We start from the raw sequence: 17,190 nt of genomic DNA, 5'->3' as shown, positions 1-17,190 counted from the left end.
ACTTGCCCTCAGTCCCGAAGCTGAGCGAGCCCGTCGCTGGCAGTCTCAGTTGTGTCGTACCCTCGCTGGCCGTGGACCGTCGCTTCGACGAGCAGGCCGGCGGCGCGGAACTCGGCCAGCAGGCCGTGGAGGTCGCTCTCACAGAGGTCGTAGGCCGAAAGCAGCTCTGCCACGGAGACCGGCCCACGCTCGTCGAGTTCCACGAGCAGGCCAAGTGCCTGGTCGTCGTGGGCCGCTGTGAGGACGCGACGAGCGGCGTCGGGAACCGCTGCGGCGGCCGTGGCCAGCGGTGACTCACCCTCGATGGGTTCGAGATCGGCGTTCGGGATGTGGCGCTGCTCGCCGGTTTCGGGGTCCCGGACCAGACTCGACTCGGTGGACTCCTTCAGCAGTAAGTAACGCGTGCCGTCGTTGTCCCGCACAGTACGCATATGGCCGTCCGTAGCTGATCGGGCCGGTTAGCCGTTGTGGTCGCCTGACTCCGCGCTGTCAGGCTGGGTATCCGTTGTCTCGGCTGTTTCGCCCTCGTCGTCGTCCGATTTGCGCTCCCGCTCGAACTTCACGTACCGAAACGTTCCGTAGCCGAAGGCGATGACACCGACGAGGAAGATCCGTATCCCGAGGTCGACCTGCCCCTCGAAGTAGGCCAGCATCGGCCCGAGCGAGAGGGCCAGCAGCGCGACGTTGAACACGATAACGAGCCTGACGAACAGGCCCGTGGCCTCGCCATCGTAATCGCTGTCTGACGGCGAGGGTACGTCCGGGCCGAGGCTCTCCGGATCGAACTCAGCGGGTTCGTGCTCGCTCTTTTCGGAGAGAACCCCCGGGCTCTGGTTGGGGTCGTCCTCGCCGGGGATATCCATCACAGGCGCATTACGTCGTCCGGCAAATAAAAGGACTCTGTGTCAGGCGATCTCCTGTAAGGTGAGCGCCGTATCGGTCTGCAGCCACGCGAGAGGGTTCTCGGCGTCGTAAAACACTGTCCCCTCCTCGGTCTCGTAGGTCTCGGTCGTCTGGATGGCGTCCGGGAGCGCCGGCTCCGACCGCAGTTCTTCGGACCTATCCGCCTCGCCGTGGGGGGATGCGTGGTGCGACATTGGCCGTCAAACTTGGGTATGGTACTCGATGGCATATACTTTCTGCCTGTGGCAATACCCCGTCGACCGCCGGTGTTTTTATGCGGCATCTCGAAACAAGGCCAAGAATGAGTGACGGGACCCAGGGCACGCTGGGGGACTTCGAGCAAGATGCGGATGAGGATCGCCCGGTCGCCGACGAAGCGGCGGCCATCGCGGGCAACGGTGGGAGCGACGACGGTGACACGAGCGTCGTCGACCTCGACGAGCGCCAGTTCCCGCCGGTCGAGGAGACCGTCGAGTTCGTCGTCACGCAGGTCGACTACACCATCGAGGGGCAGGGCGATGATGAGTCACCGGTCGTCCACGTTTTCGGGCGTACCGACGACAACGAACCGATCCACGCGCGGGTCTTCGATTTCAAGCCGTACTTCTACGCGCCGACCGACAGCGTCACTGAGGACGAACTCCGCCAGTACGACAGCATCACCGACTGGAAAGCGGCCGACGAGGACGGCGAGCCCTACGAGTCGATTCGCGGCGAGCGCCTGACGAAGATATTCGGCCAGACGCCCCGCGACGTGGGCCAAATTCGTGACGACTTCGACCACTACGAGGCGGACATCCTCTTTCCTAACCGCCTGCTCATCGACAAGGACATCACGAGCGGCGTGCGCGTCCCCGCCCGCGAACTCGACGACGGCAGCCTGAAAGTCCATCACGAGGAGATAACGCCGGTCGAAGCCCACGCCGAGCCGCGGGTCAACACCTTCGACATCGAGGTCGACGACCGCCACGGCTTCCCCGAGGACGGCGAGGAGCCCATCATCTGTCTCACTTCTCACGACTCCTACCGCGACGAGTATGTCGTCTGGCTGTACGAGTCCCCCGACGGCATCAACGGTCCCGAGGCGCTGGCCGGCTACGAGCCGATTCGGGAAGATTTCGAGGCCGACGTTCGGGTTTTCGACGAGGAGGAGGCCATGCTGGAGGCCTTTGTCGACTACATCGTCGACACGGACCCTGACGTGCTGACTGGCTGGAACTTCGACGACTTCGACGCGCCGTACTTCCTCGACCGGCTGGAGGAACTCCAGAGCTACAACCACGACTTCGACCTCCAGATAGACCGACTCTCGCGGGTCGACGAGGTCTGGCGTTCGGGCTGGGGTGGCCCCGATATCAAAGGCCGTGTCGTCTTCGACCTCCTCTATGCCTACAAGCGAACGCAGTTCACTGAACTCGAATCCTACCGGCTTGACGCCGTCGGCGAGCAGGAACTCGGCGTCGGCAAGGAACGCTACACTGGCGACATCGGTGACCTCTGGGAGCAGGACCCCGAGCAGTTGCTGGAGTACAACCTCCGGGACGTGGAGCTCTGTGTCGAACTCGACCGCGAGCAGGACATCATCGACTTCTGGGACGAGGTCCGCACCTTCGTCGGCTGCAAACTGGAGGACGCGACGACGCCCGGCGACGCAGTGGATATGTACGTCCTCCACAAGCTCCACGGCGAGTTCGCGCTCCCCTCGAAAGGGCAACAGGAGAGCGAGGACTACGAGGGCGGCGCAGTGTTTGACCCCATTACGGGCGTCCGCGAGAACGTCACCGTGCTGGACCTGAAGTCGCTGTACCCGATGTGTATGGTGACGACCAACGCCAGCCCGGAGACGAAGGTCGACCCGGAGACCTACGACGGCGACACCTACCGCGCACCTAATGGCACCCACTTCCGGAAGGAACCGGACGGCGTCATCCGGGAGATGGTCGACGAACTGCTGACCGAGCGCGAGGAGAAGAAGGCCGAACGAAACAGCTTCGACCCCGATAACCCGGAGTACGAGCGCTTTGACCGGCAGCAAGCGGCAGTTAAGGTCATCATGAACTGCTTCACGCCGGATACCGACGTGCTGACACCGGCAGGCGTTCAGAACATTCGCGACCTTGATATCGGCGACGAGGTGTATTCGCTGGACCCCGAGACGGAGGAGATGGAGGTCAAACCGGTGGTCGAGACACAGTCGTATCCGGACTACCGCGGCGACCTCGTGGATATAGAGACGAGCAAGATGGACTTCCGTGTGACGCCGAACCACCGGATGCTCGTCCGAAAGAACGAGACCAACGGAATCACTGAAGACGGGTACAGTTTCGTCGAAGCCGGTGACCTCGACGATGCCACGGACTACGAACTCCCCCACGACTGGGACGGACCGGACGGCGACCCGCTGGACACGGTGGATCTGACCGAGTACGCCGACGACTACGAGGTGTGGGTCCGGCCGTCAGTCCATGGCCACACGTTCGCCGCCGAGATCGGCCACTATCCGGATACGGTTCTGAAAAACGACATCGGCGAGGAAGGATATGTCTTCGACCCCACCGAGTTCGAGGCCAACCGTGAGTATATCGAATCGGTCGCCGAACGGACGTATATCCACGCCGAATCGGGTCGGAAGTGGATACCGCGAACCTTCGATGGCGACGACTTCCTCGAACTGCTCGCGTGGTACATCACAGAAGGGAACGTCTACACCTCCGAAACAAAGCAGTTCGGCGAGAAGACGCGCGGCGCATCGACCACGGTCCAGATCGCTCAGGACGCCATCGCTGATGGTGGCGAGTCCGACCACGCGGCAATCGGGGATCTGCTCGACCGACTGGGGTTCGACTACTACGTCGACGACCGGAGCTACCAGTTCACCTCGGCACTGCTTGGCGACCTGCTCCGGGATATCTGTGGCGGCGGGACCTTCGAGAAGCGGATTCCCGAGTTCGTCTTCGACCTGAGCCACCGACAGAAGCGGCGCTTCCTCGACACGCTTATCGCCGGTGACGGAGACCGACAGAAGAATTCTTGGCGGTACACCACCTCCAGTGACCAACTCCGCGACGACGTGCTACGGCTCTGTGCGCATCTCGGATTGACTGCGAACTACAACCGTGACAGCGGCTCCTGGCGAATCTACGTCACGGAAGACAGCAAGAACACGCTCCGGATGCATCGCAGCGGGTCACGGAGTACGGCCGAGGACGGTGTTTACTGCGTCACCGTCGAAGACAACCACACGCTGATGGCCGGCCGCAACGGAAAATTCCAGTTCGTCGGTCAGTCGCTCTACGGCGTTCTGGGGTGGGACCGCTTCCGCCTCTACGACAAGGAGATGGGCGCAGCGGTCACCGCCACTGGACGAGAGGTCATCGACTACACAGACGAGGTCGTCGCAAACGAGGGGTACGAGGTCGTCTACGGCGACACCGACTCCGTCATGCTCCAGCTTGGCGATGTGGGTCCCAACGACGTAGAAGGCGACGTCGAAATCACCGACGAGATGCGCGAGAAGCACCCCGAAATGGGTGACGACGAACTCGAACTCATCGCCACGACCATTCAGAAAGGGTTCGAGCTGGAGGAGACGATCAACGCCTCTTACGACGAGTTCGCGATGGAGCAGCTCAACGCCGAGTTCCACCGCTTCGAGATCGAGTTCGAGAAGCTCTACCGGCGGTTCTTCCAGGCGGGGAAAAAGAAGCGCTACGCGGGCAACATCGTCTGGAAGGAGGGCAAGCACGTCGACGACATCGACATCACGGGCTTCGAGTACCAGCGCTCGGATATCGCCCCCATCACCAAACGGGTCCAGAAAGAGGTCATCGACCGCATCGTCCGCGGTGAGGATGCCGAGTCCATCAAGCAGTATGTCAGCGACGTCATCGAGGATTATCAGGACGGCAACGTCAACTACGACGACGTGGGCATTCCCGGTGGCATCGGGAAGAAACTCGACAACTACGACACCGACACCGCGCAGGTCCGGGGCGCGAAGTACGCCAACATGCTTCTGGGGACGAATTTCCAGAGCGGCTCCAAGCCCAAGCGGCTGTATCTCGACCGGGTCCACTCGGACTTCTTCCAGCGTATCGAGGAGGAAGAAGGACTGGACCCCCAGCGGGACCCGCTGTACGGCGAGTTCCGGCGGGACCCTGACGTAATCTGTTTCGAGTACGCAGACCAGATCCCCGAGGAGTTCGAGATAGACTGGGACAAGATGCTCGATAAGACGCTGAAAGGCCCGATTGCTCGGATTCTGGAAGCCATGGATATCTCTTGGGAGGAGGTCAAGTCCGGTCAGGAACAGACGGGACTCGGTAGCTTCATGTAACCCACAGAATACGGGCGATTACCGCTACGAGAAATATTGTTTCCATATGAAGAAGTTGAGTTCACAGCAATGCGAAAGCTTCATGGGTGAAACGTACCTTCTTTCGGTTGACCTAAGAGATACCTATGGCTAAACTCGAAATCAACAATCTCCACGCAGAAGTCGCAGAAGAGGACGGTGAGACGATTCTCCGCGGTGTCGACCTCGAAGTCGAGTCCGGTGAGATCCACGCGCTGATGGGTCCCAACGGCTCGGGGAAGTCGACGACGGCGAAGATCATCGCCGGCCACCCCGCCTACGAGGTAACCGACGGGGAAGTGCTCATCCACCTCGACGAGAACGAGTTCGGTGACGAGGCAATCCCGGAGGACCTCCGCACCTGGAACCTGCTCGACCTCGAACCGAACGAGCGCGCCGCGCTCGGCATCTTCCTCGGCTTCCAGTACCCGGCCGAGATCGAGGGCGTCACGATGGTGAACTTCCTCCGCACCGCGCTCAACGCCAAGCTCGAAGAGCGCGAGGAACTCTTCGAGGATGACGACGAAGAAGCGGAAGCCGACGCAGAGGGCGGCGACACCAACGAGGACGCCGCCGGCTACGACACCTCCCCGATGGAAGGCAACGTCGAAGAGGGCGAAATCGGCGTCGCCGAGTTCCAGGAGATCCTCCAGGAGAAGATGGAGCAGCTGGACATGGACGAGAAGTTCGCGTCCCGGTATCTCAACGCCGGCTTCTCGGGCGGCGAGAAGAAGCAAAACGAAGTCCTTCAGGCCGCGATCCTCGAGCCCTCCGTTGCCGTGCTCGACGAGATCGACTCCGGGCTGGACATCGACCGACTGCAGGACGTCTCCAACGGCATCAACGCGCTCCGTGACGAGCAGGGCGCGGGCATCCTCCAGATCACCCACTACCAGCGCATCCTCGACTACGTCGAACCCGACCACGTCCACGTAATGCTCGACGGCCAGATCGCCACCTCCGGCGGTGCCGAACTCGCCGAAAAGCTCGAAGACGAAGGGTACGACTGGGTCCGAGAGGAAGCCTACGAGGCCGCGTAACGCCCTTCCGTACACAGCGATAACATTACACACACTATGAGTTCAGATCAAGACCACCTCAAAGAGACCGACACCGAGAAGCGCTTCGAGTTCAAGAAAGAGGAGAAGTCCGCCTTCGAAGCCGAAAAGGGCCTCACGGAGGAGACCATCCGGGTCATCTCCGAAGACAAGGACGAGCCCGAGTGGATGCTCGAACGCCGCCTGCGCGCGCTCGAGCAGTACCAGGAAATGCCGATGCCGACCGGCTGGCCGGGCGCACCCGACCTCTCCGAGGTCGACGTGGACGAAATCGTCCCGTACATTCGCCCCGACATCGAGACACGCGGCGGCGTCGACGACTGGAACGATCTCCCCGAAGAGATTCAGGACACCTTCGACAAACTGGGCATCCCGGAAGCCGAGAAGAACGCCCTCTCGGGCGTCGGCGCGCAGTACGAGTCCGAGATTGTCTACCAGAACATGCAGGAGCGCTGGGAGGACAAGGGCGTCATCTTCTGTGACATGGACAAGGCCGTCCAGGAGCACGAAGACATCCTCAAAGAGTACTTCATGACCAAGGCCGTGCCGCCGAGCGACAACAAGTTCGCGGCGCTGCACGGTGCCATCTGGTCCGGCGGGTCGTTCGTCTACGTCCCCGAGGACACCACGGTCGACATGCCGGTCCAGGCGTACTTCCGCATGAACTCCGACGGCATGGGCCAGTTCGAGCACACGCTCATCATCGCCGAGGAGAACTCCGAGGTCCACTACATCGAGGGCTGTTCCGCCCCGAAGTACTCCGAGTTCAACCTCCACTCCGGCGGCGTCGAAGTGTTCGTCAAGGAGAACGCGCACGTCCAGTACTCGACGGTGCAGAACTGGTCGAAGAACACGTACAACCTCAACACCAAGCGCGCCATCTGCGAGGCCGACGGCACGATGGAGTGGGTCTCGGGCAGCATGGGCTCGAAGGCCACGATGCTGTACCCCTCCACCGTTCTCAAGGGTCCCGGCGCGACGGACAACCACATCACCATCGCCTTCGCCGGCGAGGGCCAGGACATCGACACGGGCGCGAAGGTCTACCACAACGCGCCTGATACGAAATCCACCATCGAGTCCAAGTCCATCAGCAAGGACGGCGGCCGCACGAACTACCGTGGCCTCGTCCACATCGCCGACGGAGCCGAGGACTCCTCGACCTCCGTCGAGTGTGACGCCCTGATGTTCGACAACGAGTCCACGTCGGACACGATGCCGTACATGGAGATCAAGGAGTCCAAAGTCGACGTCGCCCACGAGGCGACCGTCGGCAAGATCGGCGACGAGGACGTCTTCTACCTCCAGTCCCGCGGACTGGACGACGACGACGCGAAGCAGATGATCGTCGCCGGCTTCATCGAGCCGATCACGGAGGAACTGCCGATTGAGTACGCCGTTGAGCTGAACCGCCTCATTGAGCTTGAGATGGAGGGGTCGCTCGGATAACCATGAGTACGCAGGTACACGCCAATCTCACAGAGACCCAGGTGGAACAGATTTCAGACGACCTCGGCGAGCCCGAGTGGCTGCTCGAGACGCGAAAGGACGCGCTCGCAGCGCTCGAAGAGCTCGACATGCCGGACGTCATCCGGACGCCGGGTCGCACCTGGACGAACCTCGACGCGCTCGAATATGAGTCGCTGGTCGACCCGCTCGACTACGCCCAGGACAAGGACCGCGTCGACGCAGAGGGCGTCGAAGTGCTGTCCTGGAGCGAGGCGCTCGACGAGCACGCGGACCTCGTCAAGGAACACTTCGGCAGCGTTGTCGACCCGCAGCGGGACTACCTCACTGCGCTGTCGACGGCCCTGTTCTCGGCCGGGACAGTCGTCTACGTCCCCGAGGGCGTCGACGCCGAGGACGTGAAGATCCGGACAACGATGAACAGCCAGTCGCTGTTCAACTACACGCTCGTCCTCGCCGAGGAGTCCTCCTCGGTCACGATTCTGGAGCGCCAGCAGACGGGCGAGACGACCGACGCTGACCAGTACTACTCCGGTATCGTCGAGGTCGTCGCCGAGGAGAACGCCTACGTCCAGTACGGCGCGCTCCAGAACCTCTCGGAAGAGACCTACAACTTCCAGGTCAAGCGCGGCCACGCCGACACCTACGCCACGGTCAACTGGATCGACGGCAACATCGGCTCCCGCCTGACCAAGTCCAACGTCGAGACCCGACTGCTCGGCGACTCCTCGGAGTCCCAGATTCTCGGGGCCTTCTTCGGCCACGAGGACCAGCACTTCGACATCGCGTCGCGTGTCTGGCACGAGGCCGAACACACCATCGCCGACCTCGTCACCCGCGGCGTCCTCGACGACGACGCCCGTTCGGTGTACGAGGGCGTTCAGGACGTCGGTCGCGAGGCCTGGGACACGTCGTCGTACCAGCGTGAGAACACGCTCATGCTCTCTGACGACTCCGAGGCCGACGCGTCGCCGAAGCTCATCATCAACAACCACGACACCGAGGCCTCCCACTCCGCGACGGTCGGGCAGGTCGACGAAGAGGACATGTTCTACATGACCTCCCGCGGTGTCGACCCTGAGCGAGCGAAGAACATGCTCGTCGAAGGGTTCTACGTCCCCGTGCTCGAAGAAGTGCAGGTCGACGAACTCCGCGAGGACCTCGACCAGCTGATTTACGAGCGTCTTCGTGAGTAGCCGGTAGGCTACGAACGAAGTCTCGGGAGAGCTTTGCTCACCCGGTGTCTGCACGAGTAACGCGAGCACAGGCTCGCGGGAACTCTGTTCCCGCGGCGTCTTCGTGAATAGCCCGTAGGGCTGTAAACGCGGGCTCATCAGAGCGTTGCTTGATGTCGTCTACGCTCATTTCATTCGCGCCGGTATCGTGGCGGTCCGCCTGATACGAGTGCTCGGCAGGCGGAGATTGAGAACGTCCCCTACCGGAGCGAAACGCGGGCTCGACGACAGGGAACCGCTTAAGTCCGGGCCTCCCCGAACTACGTGTATGACTGCAGCACAGTGCCGAGTGGGGGTGTTGCCGTGAGTCTTACACAGCCGGTCGCATCCGACCATCAGCTCGCCCGGTTGCTACAGATCGGTATCGTCCTCGAAGAGGTCGTCGAGGCACGGTCGGCCAAGCATGCCGAGGAAACGAGCGGAGAGCACGAACAGGCGGTGCTCGACCTCCTCGCGCACGCCGAGACGGAGTCGGCCGAGCACCGCCGGCAACTGGAGGCGCTCATCGACGACCTCGAAGCGGACACCGTCCCCTTCGAGGAAATCGAGATGCTAGTCGAGGCCCAGTACGAAGCCGACAAGGACTTCGACGGCGTGCTGTACGACCAACTCTGTAACGAGGAGACGGCGTACAAGTTCTACGACGACCTCATCGAAGCCATCGAGGCGTCCGACGTGACATTCACCATCGACCGCGAGCGGCTGCTTGCCGTGCTGTCGGATATCCGCGAGGACGAAGCAGAGGGTGTCGAAGACGTGACCGACCTGATGGAGGACTATCAATGAACACGCAGGCCCAGTATCTGAAAGCGATCTATCTCACGCAACAGCAAGAAGACGGTCCGGCATCCACCGGCGACGTGGCCGACATGCTCGATGTCAGTCCGGCCAGCGCCAACGAGATGATCGGCAAACTCGAAAACCGAGGGCTGCTGAACCACGAGAAGTACAAGGGCGTCGACCTCACCGACGACGGCATCGCACAGGCTCGCGAGGCGCTCCAGAACTACTGCATCATCGAGCGGTTCCTCATCGAAGTGCTAGAGGTCGAGGAGTTCCAGGCCGAGGCAAAACAACTGGAGGGCGTCATCGACGAAACGGTCGCTGATCGCCTCGATACGATTATCGACCGCGAACCGCAGTGTCCGGACTGTTTCGACCCCGAGGGTGACGTCTGTGGCCTGCTCGAAGTCGAGGCCGAAGTCACCAGCGACTGACCGCCCGCTCTCGAAGCGTTCAAGTGCGTTCCGTCGATTATTCCGAACGCGGTAAGTGCAGTCCCGTGGTGGTGAGCAGAACCGGACGGTTCTGCGAGGTACGCGGGACGAGCGAAGCGAAGTCCCGTGGTGTAGTGGCCAATCATAAGGGCCTTTGGAGCCCTTGACGGCGGTTCGAATCCGCCCGGGACTACTTTTGTCGCGAGCAACACCGCGAGCGACAAATATGTTCAGCGGATTCAAAGCAGGGAGTGGAGCAACGCGGAGCGACCGCGGTTCGAATCCGCCCGAAGTACCCTACGACATGAGCACGAACAGCGCCCGCATTCCTGTCCGACGCGCAAGCGAGTGGACAGGATAGCTACAGGCCGGTCGAGGTCACAATTCGCGGTGTCCTCGCATGAATAGCCCAACGGGTGTCACAAATTCTGACACTGAACTGTAGATTTATGATGTTCCGTGCCAACTAGTGGCATATGAAAATCAGGGAGGCAGTGCCGTCGGATCGGCCGGCTATCCGTGACGTGGCGCGTCGCTCACTAGAGGCGTCGTATTCGCTGGGGCCGAAGGCGATTACGAGCGCTATCGAGGAGTGGTACGACGAAGCGCGCATCGAGGAAGTGCTGGACGACGATAGTAATCGGTTGATTCTCGTCGGTGAGCAGGACGGGCAGGTGGTCGGCCTCTCCGAGAGCGTCCTGTCGGGCGACAGTATCGGGACGATTCTCTGGCTGCACGTCGACCCGGCATACCGCGGCGAGGGGATTGGGTCAGCGTTGTTCGACGAGACCCACGGGGAACTCCATGACCGGGGTGCCGAGACACTCCAGGGGCGCGTGCTGGCCGACAACGTCGAGGGCAACAGCTTCTACGAGGACCGCGGCTTCGAACGCGCCGGCACGGGTGAAGTCGACATCGCCGGACGAACCTACGTCGAGAACCTCTACACCGACGCCGACGAACTCGGTCGCGAACCCGTAACTGACGACGGTCGGACGGTCTACGTCGACCACAACAACCACGAGTCAGGGTCGATGGCGCCGTTCCATGTGGTCCACGTCACAGAGGAGGGCAGCGACCGCTACGGCTACTACTGCAGTAACTGCGAGACGCTGGCGAACGCGATGGACTCGATGGGGCGCATCGAATGTGACAACTGCGGGAACGTTCGCAAGCCGATGCGCTGGGACGCCGCCTACCTGTAATTACGGGGGCGACTGGTCTCCCGAGCGCTGTGACGATTCCTGCCTGTTCGCCGGGACCAGTATCAGCTTGTAGTACAGTCCGAACAGACACAGGGCGATACCGACGCCGACGAGTACGTCAGTCACTGCGTGTTCGTTTATCGCGTGGGTAACGATCGACACATCGCCGACGGGCGTGTGGAGTGGCTGGAGAGGCATATGTACTGATTTATCTATTAGCTGTAAAAAGCCGGACTAATGTTCTCAGCCGTTGAGAACCAGTCGTCGGCAGTCACCCGACAGCGACCCAACTCGACACGGAGTCGGGGCCAGGGATGGTGGCTGTCCGGCGTCCGGACAACCGCTCCGAAGGCCGGTTCTGTGACGCTGTTTGCAGACAGAAATACCGGGTGTGGCAGCCGTTCTCCCTGTCGTAACGCTAAAGAGTCGAACGTACGTCTATATGTGTAAGATGACTATCGAAATCCGTCTCCGGAGGTGGTGCTGTGGGCGTCGAGATTAGGGAGTCACCTGTCTCAGCCGACGCGTTCGAGGATATGAAGGAGTTCGTCCACGACTACCTTGCGGCGAGCGTCGAAAACGAAGAAGAGGGCGGCCGCATGCGCTGGTACCCGTGGCACTCCGCGGAATACCGCTTCAACCACATCCTCAACGTCGTCGACATCGCGACAAAAATCGCCCGCAAGGAAGGGGCGAACGTGGACGTGACTCGCGTGGCAGCGTTGTTTCACGACATCGCGAAACTGGAAGCCGAGCAGGACCTCCACGCGGAAGCCGGCGCTCGGATCGCACGCGAGTACCTGAAGGCACACGGTGACTACCCCGAATCGTTTATCGAACAGGTCTGCTCCGCCGTCGATGCCCACTCGTATCAGGGGCCGCTGGACGACCTACCCCTGGAAGTACAGTGTCTCATCGAGGCGGACATTCTGGATAAGGTGGGCGCGAACGGGACCGCCCTGATGCTGTTGCGGATGGGCTATGAGTCCCGGACGCACATGGACGCGGCCGAGATGGTCGACCGGGTCATCGAGCGCGGCGAGGATGCCCGCGAGCGTGTTCAGAGCGACACCGCTGAGTCCATCGTCCACCAGCGGCTCAAGCGGACCCGCTGGTTCCAGGAGTGGCTGACGATGGAGGTCGCCGAAATGGCCGTCGAAGACGACCTCGATGACGTGGCGACCGGGATGGGCGACTCATAGCGCTCGCAGCAGGAACAGGACGCCGGTCCCGGCGAGAACAGCAGCGCTGACCCACGCGATTAGCGGTGCGAGCCGCTCGATACGCGTTCTCGCGGCGACAATCGCCGCCGGAAACCCCGTGATCCAGAGGCCGATACCGCCGAAAAACCCACCCAGCAGCACCGGATGTCCGGTCTGGACGGTTAGCGCATCAGTCCCGACCGCAGGCACGTACGACGCCACGTCGACCACACCGGGTTCGAGGAGGCCGACGCCGACGGTGAGCCAGAAGGCGACCTGATAGGGGTTGGTCAGCGCCAGCACGAGTGCCTTGCGAAAGCCGCGACTGTCCCCAGACGTGACCGACGAGTCCCCCTCGGTAACTGTTGTATTCGCTTCTTTGACTGCACCGTAGGCGAACCAGAGCATCAGGAGCCCGCCGGCCCCGACCATCACGCGCCGAACGCCTGGCGTCTCGGTGATGACTGTTGCAGCGCCGAGCACGGCGAGCACGAGGAAACAGGCGTCAGCGGTCATCGCGCCGAGGCCGGCGAAAAAGCCGGCCCGCCAGCCCCGCAGTGCGCTCTCCTCAGCAATGACGGCGTTCATCGGACCCGGTGGCGCGGCGAGTGCGAGGCCGAACAGGACTCCACCGAGAGCTGTCGGGACGAGCGAGAGCGCGCCGAGCTGGAGCAGGCCGAGTGAGTGATGCATCTACAATCGGTGAAAACAGAGAGAAAATCCTACAGACTTACAGCTTGCCGGCCTTCTGGAGCTTCATCAGGTCCTCGGTGTCGAGGGTCTCGCCCTCCTTGAACTTCTGATAAATCTCCTCGGCTTCCTCGCGCGCGGCTTCCTGCTTCTCCTCGCGCTGGGAGCGCTCCTGCTCCTCTTCCTTCTTGTCGAGTTCGCGCAGGCGCTTCTGGACGCGGACGAAGTCTTCGTGGTGCTGGTCGGCCGCTTCCTGCGCTTCGACGAACTCCTCGTGCTTCTCGTCGGCCTCGTCACGGATCTCGTCGGCCTCGCGGTAGGCCTCGATCATCTCGTTGTGGTGCTTCTGGGCCTCGTCGGCCAGTTCCGTGACCTTCTGGTGGTGCTTTGAGGCTTCCGAGCGGACCTCTTCCGCTTCCTCTTTGAGCTCTTCGAGGTCGCCGCCCTGGTCGAGCTTCTCCTGTTTCTCCTGGAGCTTCTCGCGCTTGGTCTCGATCTTCTCGATGAGCTCCTTCTCGTCCTCCGAGGAGAGCACTTCGGTCTGTTGCTTGAACTCGAGGTCTTCGATCTCCTCTTTGAGTTGTTCGACCGACGTGCCCTCGTCGAGTTCGAGGTCGTTTTTCAGGTTGTCGACCTTGTCGAACAGCTCGTTTGCTTCCGCATTGAGCTCGTTGCGCTGGTCCTTGTGCTCCTGAACCTGCTCGTTGAGCTCGTCGCGCTTCTCGCGGTGTTCCTGGGCCTCGTCGACCTTCTCGCGAGTCTTCGCGTTCAGGTCGTCACGGGCGGAGGCCCGCTCGGACGCCATCTGGTTCAGCTCGTTCCGTCGGTCGCGGAGCTGGCCGGCGAGTTTGATAAGCTCGCCTTTCGATTTGTTTTCGAGATCCTCTTCGGTTACTGTAACGTTCTTTGATTCGTCTATCGAGTCTGCCATTGTTGAATCCTCTATGCCATCACCGCTTCAGCACAGACAGTCGGCCCACTACTGAGGGGCTGACACCAATAACAAGGGTTCCCTCTCATGTTGGGCTGAAAGCGATACTGCCTGAACGCGGAAGCGTTCTGGTGTCTACAAATAGAGGTGGATATTGTTTAAACATTCCGGTGCATTGAATACCGCGTCAACGTCTCACACGCCCCAATTCGGCGGGTGAACCGGTCGTAACCTCACCGGATTACCCTTGTATATCACGGACATATATTACTGGCTAATGGTGTATTCGTTTTTGACGACCCGCTGCCCGTCGGTGACGGCGAGTGTCACTTCGTCGCCGGCCGACAGCGTGAGCGTGTCGACGGGGACGCGGGCGAAAGGACCGACAGTGTGTTCGGCCTGCTCGCGCTCGCCGTTGCAGTCCCACTCGACGGTGAGGTTCGTGCTCTCCGGCCTGTCGTGGAGGACGACGACGTCCCGCTCTCCGGGACTGGGTGCGGAGAGGACGACCTGTGTGGGCTCGTAGCTGTCGGCGAGCACGTCGTGTGCCGTCTTTTCGCTCCCGTCAGCGGCGAGTACACCCATGCCCGCGTCGCCGACGTCCCGGAGGCTGTCGAGGACGACGACCGGTGCGCGGCGCTGGCGCAATCCCTCGGCCACCTCGCGGACGACGTCAGCCTGGTACGCCTGTGACCCAGCCACCCCGTCGTCGATGTGGCGGTCGTGCCGGGCGCGGTCGAACCCCGGGGTATCCACCGGGTCGGCCGTCCCGAGCGCGCCGGCCCCGAAGCCGGCGACGACGTCGCCGACGCCGAACTGGGAACAGAGCCATGGGAGGTCGGCCGTGTCGCCGTACCGCCACCCCGGGTACAGCGTGGCCGCGTCGGGGTCGATTCCGGGCGGGCCGACCACCGGGAACGTCGGGACGGAGTCCACGGCCCCAGCCACGGTCTCGGCCTCGGTGCTGTCGTATCCGGTTCGCCAGGCCCGCCAGCGAAAGCGTAGTCGGTCGAGGAACCCGGACCCAAGGCCGTCGGCGTAGGGTGACACTGGCTCGTCGTGAACGCCGACCGCCGCGAAACTGGGATGCTGCGCGTAGGTCGCATCGAGCCGTGCCGCGAGATTGGTTCCCCGTTCGTTGTCGAACGAACCGGGGCCCGACAACGGGAGGTCCTGCCAGAGCAGGACGCCGTGGTCGTCACAGGCGCGGGCCACTTCGGGCGGCGTCCCCTGCGCCCGAACCCGGACCAGATTTGCGTTGGCGTCGACGGCCCGCACGACGTCCTCCGCGGTCGGGTCCAGCAGTGTCACGCCGCGAACCGGCACCTCCTCGCCGTTGACCTGCAGGCCGTCGTCGTACGAAACAGTACGTAGTCCCGTCGTCACCGAGTGTTCGTCGTCATCGAGCTTCGCGCTGAGGACGTAGCGGGACTGCTCGCCGCGGTCGTGGGGCCACCACAGCGACGGGTCGCGCACGTCTATCGTGTAGGTCACCGACGTCGTCTCCTCGTCAGTCGAGACGCGAGCGCGGTCCATCATCCCGCCGCCACGAACGTCACCCTCCGGCCGGAGTGAGAGCGTAATCCGGTCGTCAAGCGGCTCTTCGGACAGGACAGTCGCCGACACTTCCACTGTCGCATCGGTTACGTCGGCTTCCGATACCTGTGGCTGGGCCGAAAGCTCGCTCACGCAGGGGTCGGGCCGGGTTTCGAGCCGTGCGTCCCACCAGATGCCCGGGACACAGCGCTCCGGCGGTAGCTGGTCGGTCGCGTGCAACCCGCCGAAACGGTCCGCCGGCGCGCGACACTCCACGACGATCCGGTACTCCTCGCTCTCGGGGAGTCGAACCCGGAGCGGTTCGAAGTAGGCGTCGTGGCTGGTGAGCAGATCCCCGTTGCACCACACGCGCGTGTGCGCGTACGCTCCGTTCAGCACCAGCAGCGTGTGTGCATCGCTCTCGTCCCGCGGGTCCGAGAACGTCGTTTCGTAGGCCACGGCCTCGGCGCCGGCGAACCCCTCGGGCCGGCCGGGCACTGACACCGGTTCCCACGACTCCGGGGACGGCATCTCGTCGTCCGGCGCAACCGCCGCGCCGCGCCACTCCAGCGACATACCTTGTGGCCCGTTCCGCGGGGGCATATCCTTTGCCCCACGGCTTCACTTTCACTTTCACTACGGGGATGGCTCGCCTTGACATAGGTAGCCATCTACTATCCAGATATGCTCACCGAACTACACGAGGCGGCGACACCGACCTGCGAGGCCCAGCACTGCGAGCGCCCGCTCGGCGAGCCAGCGCTGGTGTTCGAGACCGAGGCCGGCCGCCGCGAGGCCCACGAGTGCGCCTGCGGTGCGGTGACGGTTACCGTCGTCAGGTCGGATTCGTCCCGCTGAAGTACGCCCGGCAGTGACCGGGAGGTATGACACTCGAGGAAGTGGTCCACGCACAGGGCCACGAGAACGTCTCCGGCGAGCACGCCAGCACGCTGGAAGTGACGAGCGACGACTTTCTGACTCCTGCAGGTGACTGCATCCTCGCTATCGAAGCCGACCGCGTCCCCGCCGACTTCGACAGCGAGTTCGTGACGGCCTGCCAGGACGCCGACGCGACGATTACGGCAACTATCGAAGCTGGCGATCAGACCGTCACTGTGACCGGGACCGGCCACCCCGACCTGTCTTTCGAGAACGACCGCAGCCACGTCCTGCGGACGAGCGACTACGTCGATGACCGGACCGTGATGGTGAACGCCGACGCGGCAGCCGGCGACGTGGACCGGGACCTCGTCGAAGCGCTCGCTGACGGCCACGATGCGACGCTGACGCTTTCTGTCGAACCCAGCGGCGACTGAGCGGTAGTTTCTACAGCGGTCGCGCCGCTCTCTGGCACAGTCAAAAGAAAACAGATTGTGAACACTCGCGGCGATG

At 62.6% G+C, this 17,190-nt stretch carries 17 protein-coding genes and 1 tRNA gene; 11 read left to right on the top strand and 7 right to left on the bottom strand.

Annotated elements, in window-relative coordinates:
* Nucleotides 1-8: 8 nt before the first annotated feature.
* The 3 genes from ACNO8S_RS11445 to ACNO8S_RS11435 are packed head-to-tail and all read right to left on the bottom strand — an operon-like array spanning nt 9 to nt 1,097.
* On the bottom strand, nt 9-431 hold the full coding sequence (locus ACNO8S_RS11445) for a DUF7346 family protein (protein WP_014041052.1): 423 nt from the start codon (nt 429-431) through the stop codon (nt 9-11).
* A 27-nt stretch (nt 432-458) separates the two neighbouring features.
* Nucleotides 459-863 (bottom strand): DUF7322 domain-containing protein, encoded by a 405-nt coding sequence (locus ACNO8S_RS11440; protein ID WP_044951976.1) that lies wholly within the window; start codon nt 861-863, stop codon nt 459-461.
* Nucleotides 864-905: 42 nt separating this feature from the next.
* Nucleotides 906-1,097, bottom strand: a complete 192-nt coding sequence (locus tag ACNO8S_RS11435; RefSeq protein WP_004517169.1) for a DUF7331 family protein — start codon at nt 1,095-1,097, stop codon at nt 906-908.
* 107 nt (nt 1,098-1,204) lie between these two features.
* Here ACNO8S_RS11435 and ACNO8S_RS11430 point away from each other — a divergent pair, with 107 nt between their 5' ends.
* From ACNO8S_RS11430 to ACNO8S_RS11395, 8 genes are all read left to right on the top strand, one after another.
* Nucleotides 1,205-5,239 (top strand): DNA polymerase domain-containing protein, encoded by a 4,035-nt coding sequence (locus ACNO8S_RS11430; RefSeq protein ID WP_420181927.1) that lies wholly within the window; start codon nt 1,205-1,207, stop codon nt 5,237-5,239.
* A 125-nt stretch (nt 5,240-5,364) separates the two neighbouring features.
* On the top strand, nt 5,365-6,297 hold the full coding sequence (locus tag ACNO8S_RS11425; RefSeq protein ID WP_014041049.1) for an ABC transporter ATP-binding protein: 933 nt from the start codon (nt 5,365-5,367) through the stop codon (nt 6,295-6,297).
* A 36-nt stretch (nt 6,298-6,333) separates the two neighbouring features.
* Nucleotides 6,334-7,764 carry a Fe-S cluster assembly protein SufB gene (sufB, locus tag ACNO8S_RS11420; RefSeq protein WP_064288868.1) on the top strand — a complete coding sequence of 477 codons (1,431 nt, stop codon included), beginning with the start codon at nt 6,334-6,336 and terminating at the stop codon, nt 7,762-7,764.
* Between the two features lie 2 nt (nt 7,765-7,766).
* Nucleotides 7,767-8,978 carry a Fe-S cluster assembly protein SufD gene (gene sufD / locus ACNO8S_RS11415; RefSeq protein WP_050036930.1) on the top strand — a complete coding sequence of 404 codons (1,212 nt, stop codon included), beginning with the start codon at nt 7,767-7,769 and terminating at the stop codon, nt 8,976-8,978.
* A gap of 342 nt (nt 8,979-9,320) precedes the next feature.
* Nucleotides 9,321-9,803: a hypothetical protein gene (locus ACNO8S_RS11410; RefSeq protein ID WP_008312442.1), complete on the top strand. Its 483-nt coding sequence runs from the start codon at nt 9,321-9,323 to the stop codon at nt 9,801-9,803.
* Entirely contained in the window at nt 9,800-10,234 is a 435-nt protein-coding gene (locus ACNO8S_RS11405; protein ID WP_014041045.1) for a metal-dependent transcriptional regulator, read from the top strand. Before ACNO8S_RS11410 ends, ACNO8S_RS11405 begins: the two co-directional genes overlap by 4 nt.
* A 120-nt stretch (nt 10,235-10,354) precedes the next feature.
* Nucleotides 10,355-10,427: transfer RNA gene (locus ACNO8S_RS11400), tRNA-Gln, on the top strand.
* A 283-nt stretch (nt 10,428-10,710) separates the two neighbouring features.
* Nucleotides 10,711-11,439: a GNAT family N-acetyltransferase gene (locus ACNO8S_RS11395; protein WP_014041044.1), complete on the top strand. Its 729-nt coding sequence runs from the start codon at nt 10,711-10,713 to the stop codon at nt 11,437-11,439.
* On the opposite strand, the gene ACNO8S_RS11390 is transcribed toward ACNO8S_RS11395, so the two are convergent.
* Nucleotides 11,440-11,637: a hypothetical protein gene (locus tag ACNO8S_RS11390; RefSeq protein WP_008312456.1), complete on the bottom strand. Its 198-nt coding sequence runs from the start codon at nt 11,635-11,637 to the stop codon at nt 11,440-11,442.
* A 287-nt stretch (nt 11,638-11,924) separates the two neighbouring features.
* On the opposite strand from ACNO8S_RS11390, the gene ACNO8S_RS11385 reads away from it, so the two are divergent.
* The gene (locus tag ACNO8S_RS11385) at nt 11,925-12,641 is read left to right on the top strand and encodes an HD domain-containing protein (protein ID WP_008312457.1); all 717 of its coding nucleotides are present in this window, start codon (nt 11,925-11,927) and stop codon (nt 12,639-12,641) included.
* Here the strand turns inward: ACNO8S_RS11385 and ACNO8S_RS11380 are convergent.
* From ACNO8S_RS11380 to ACNO8S_RS11370, 3 genes are all read right to left on the bottom strand, one after another.
* Nucleotides 12,636-13,334, bottom strand: coding sequence for a LysE family translocator (locus ACNO8S_RS11380; RefSeq protein ID WP_014041043.1), 699 nt, complete (start codon nt 13,332-13,334; stop codon nt 12,636-12,638). The genes ACNO8S_RS11385 and ACNO8S_RS11380 overlap by 6 nt on opposite strands.
* Before the next feature lie 37 nt (nt 13,335-13,371).
* Nucleotides 13,372-14,262, bottom strand: coding sequence for a coiled-coil protein (locus ACNO8S_RS11375; protein ID WP_014041042.1), 891 nt, complete (start codon nt 14,260-14,262; stop codon nt 13,372-13,374).
* Between the two features lie 267 nt (nt 14,263-14,529).
* Entirely contained in the window at nt 14,530-16,374 is a 1,845-nt protein-coding gene (locus tag ACNO8S_RS11370) for a hydrolase (protein ID WP_014041041.1), read from the bottom strand.
* A gap of 108 nt (nt 16,375-16,482) precedes the next feature.
* Between ACNO8S_RS11370 and ACNO8S_RS11365 the strand changes: the two genes are divergently transcribed.
* Nucleotides 16,483-16,656, top strand: a complete 174-nt coding sequence (locus tag ACNO8S_RS11365) for a hypothetical protein (protein ID WP_420181926.1) — start codon at nt 16,483-16,485, stop codon at nt 16,654-16,656.
* A gap of 26 nt (nt 16,657-16,682) precedes the next feature.
* On the top strand, nt 16,683-17,114 hold the full coding sequence (locus ACNO8S_RS11360) for a DUF371 domain-containing protein (protein ID WP_420181925.1): 432 nt from the start codon (nt 16,683-16,685) through the stop codon (nt 17,112-17,114).
* Nucleotides 17,115-17,190 lie beyond the last annotated feature (76 nt).

Origin of the sequence: Haloarcula sp. KBTZ06 (assembly GCF_048595605.1) — an archaeon.
Classification (GTDB): domain Archaea; phylum Halobacteriota; class Halobacteria; order Halobacteriales; family Haloarculaceae; genus Haloarcula; species Haloarcula hispanica.
Note: the sequence above shows the minus strand (reverse complement) of the source record. Positions and strands in the feature narration are given on the sequence as shown.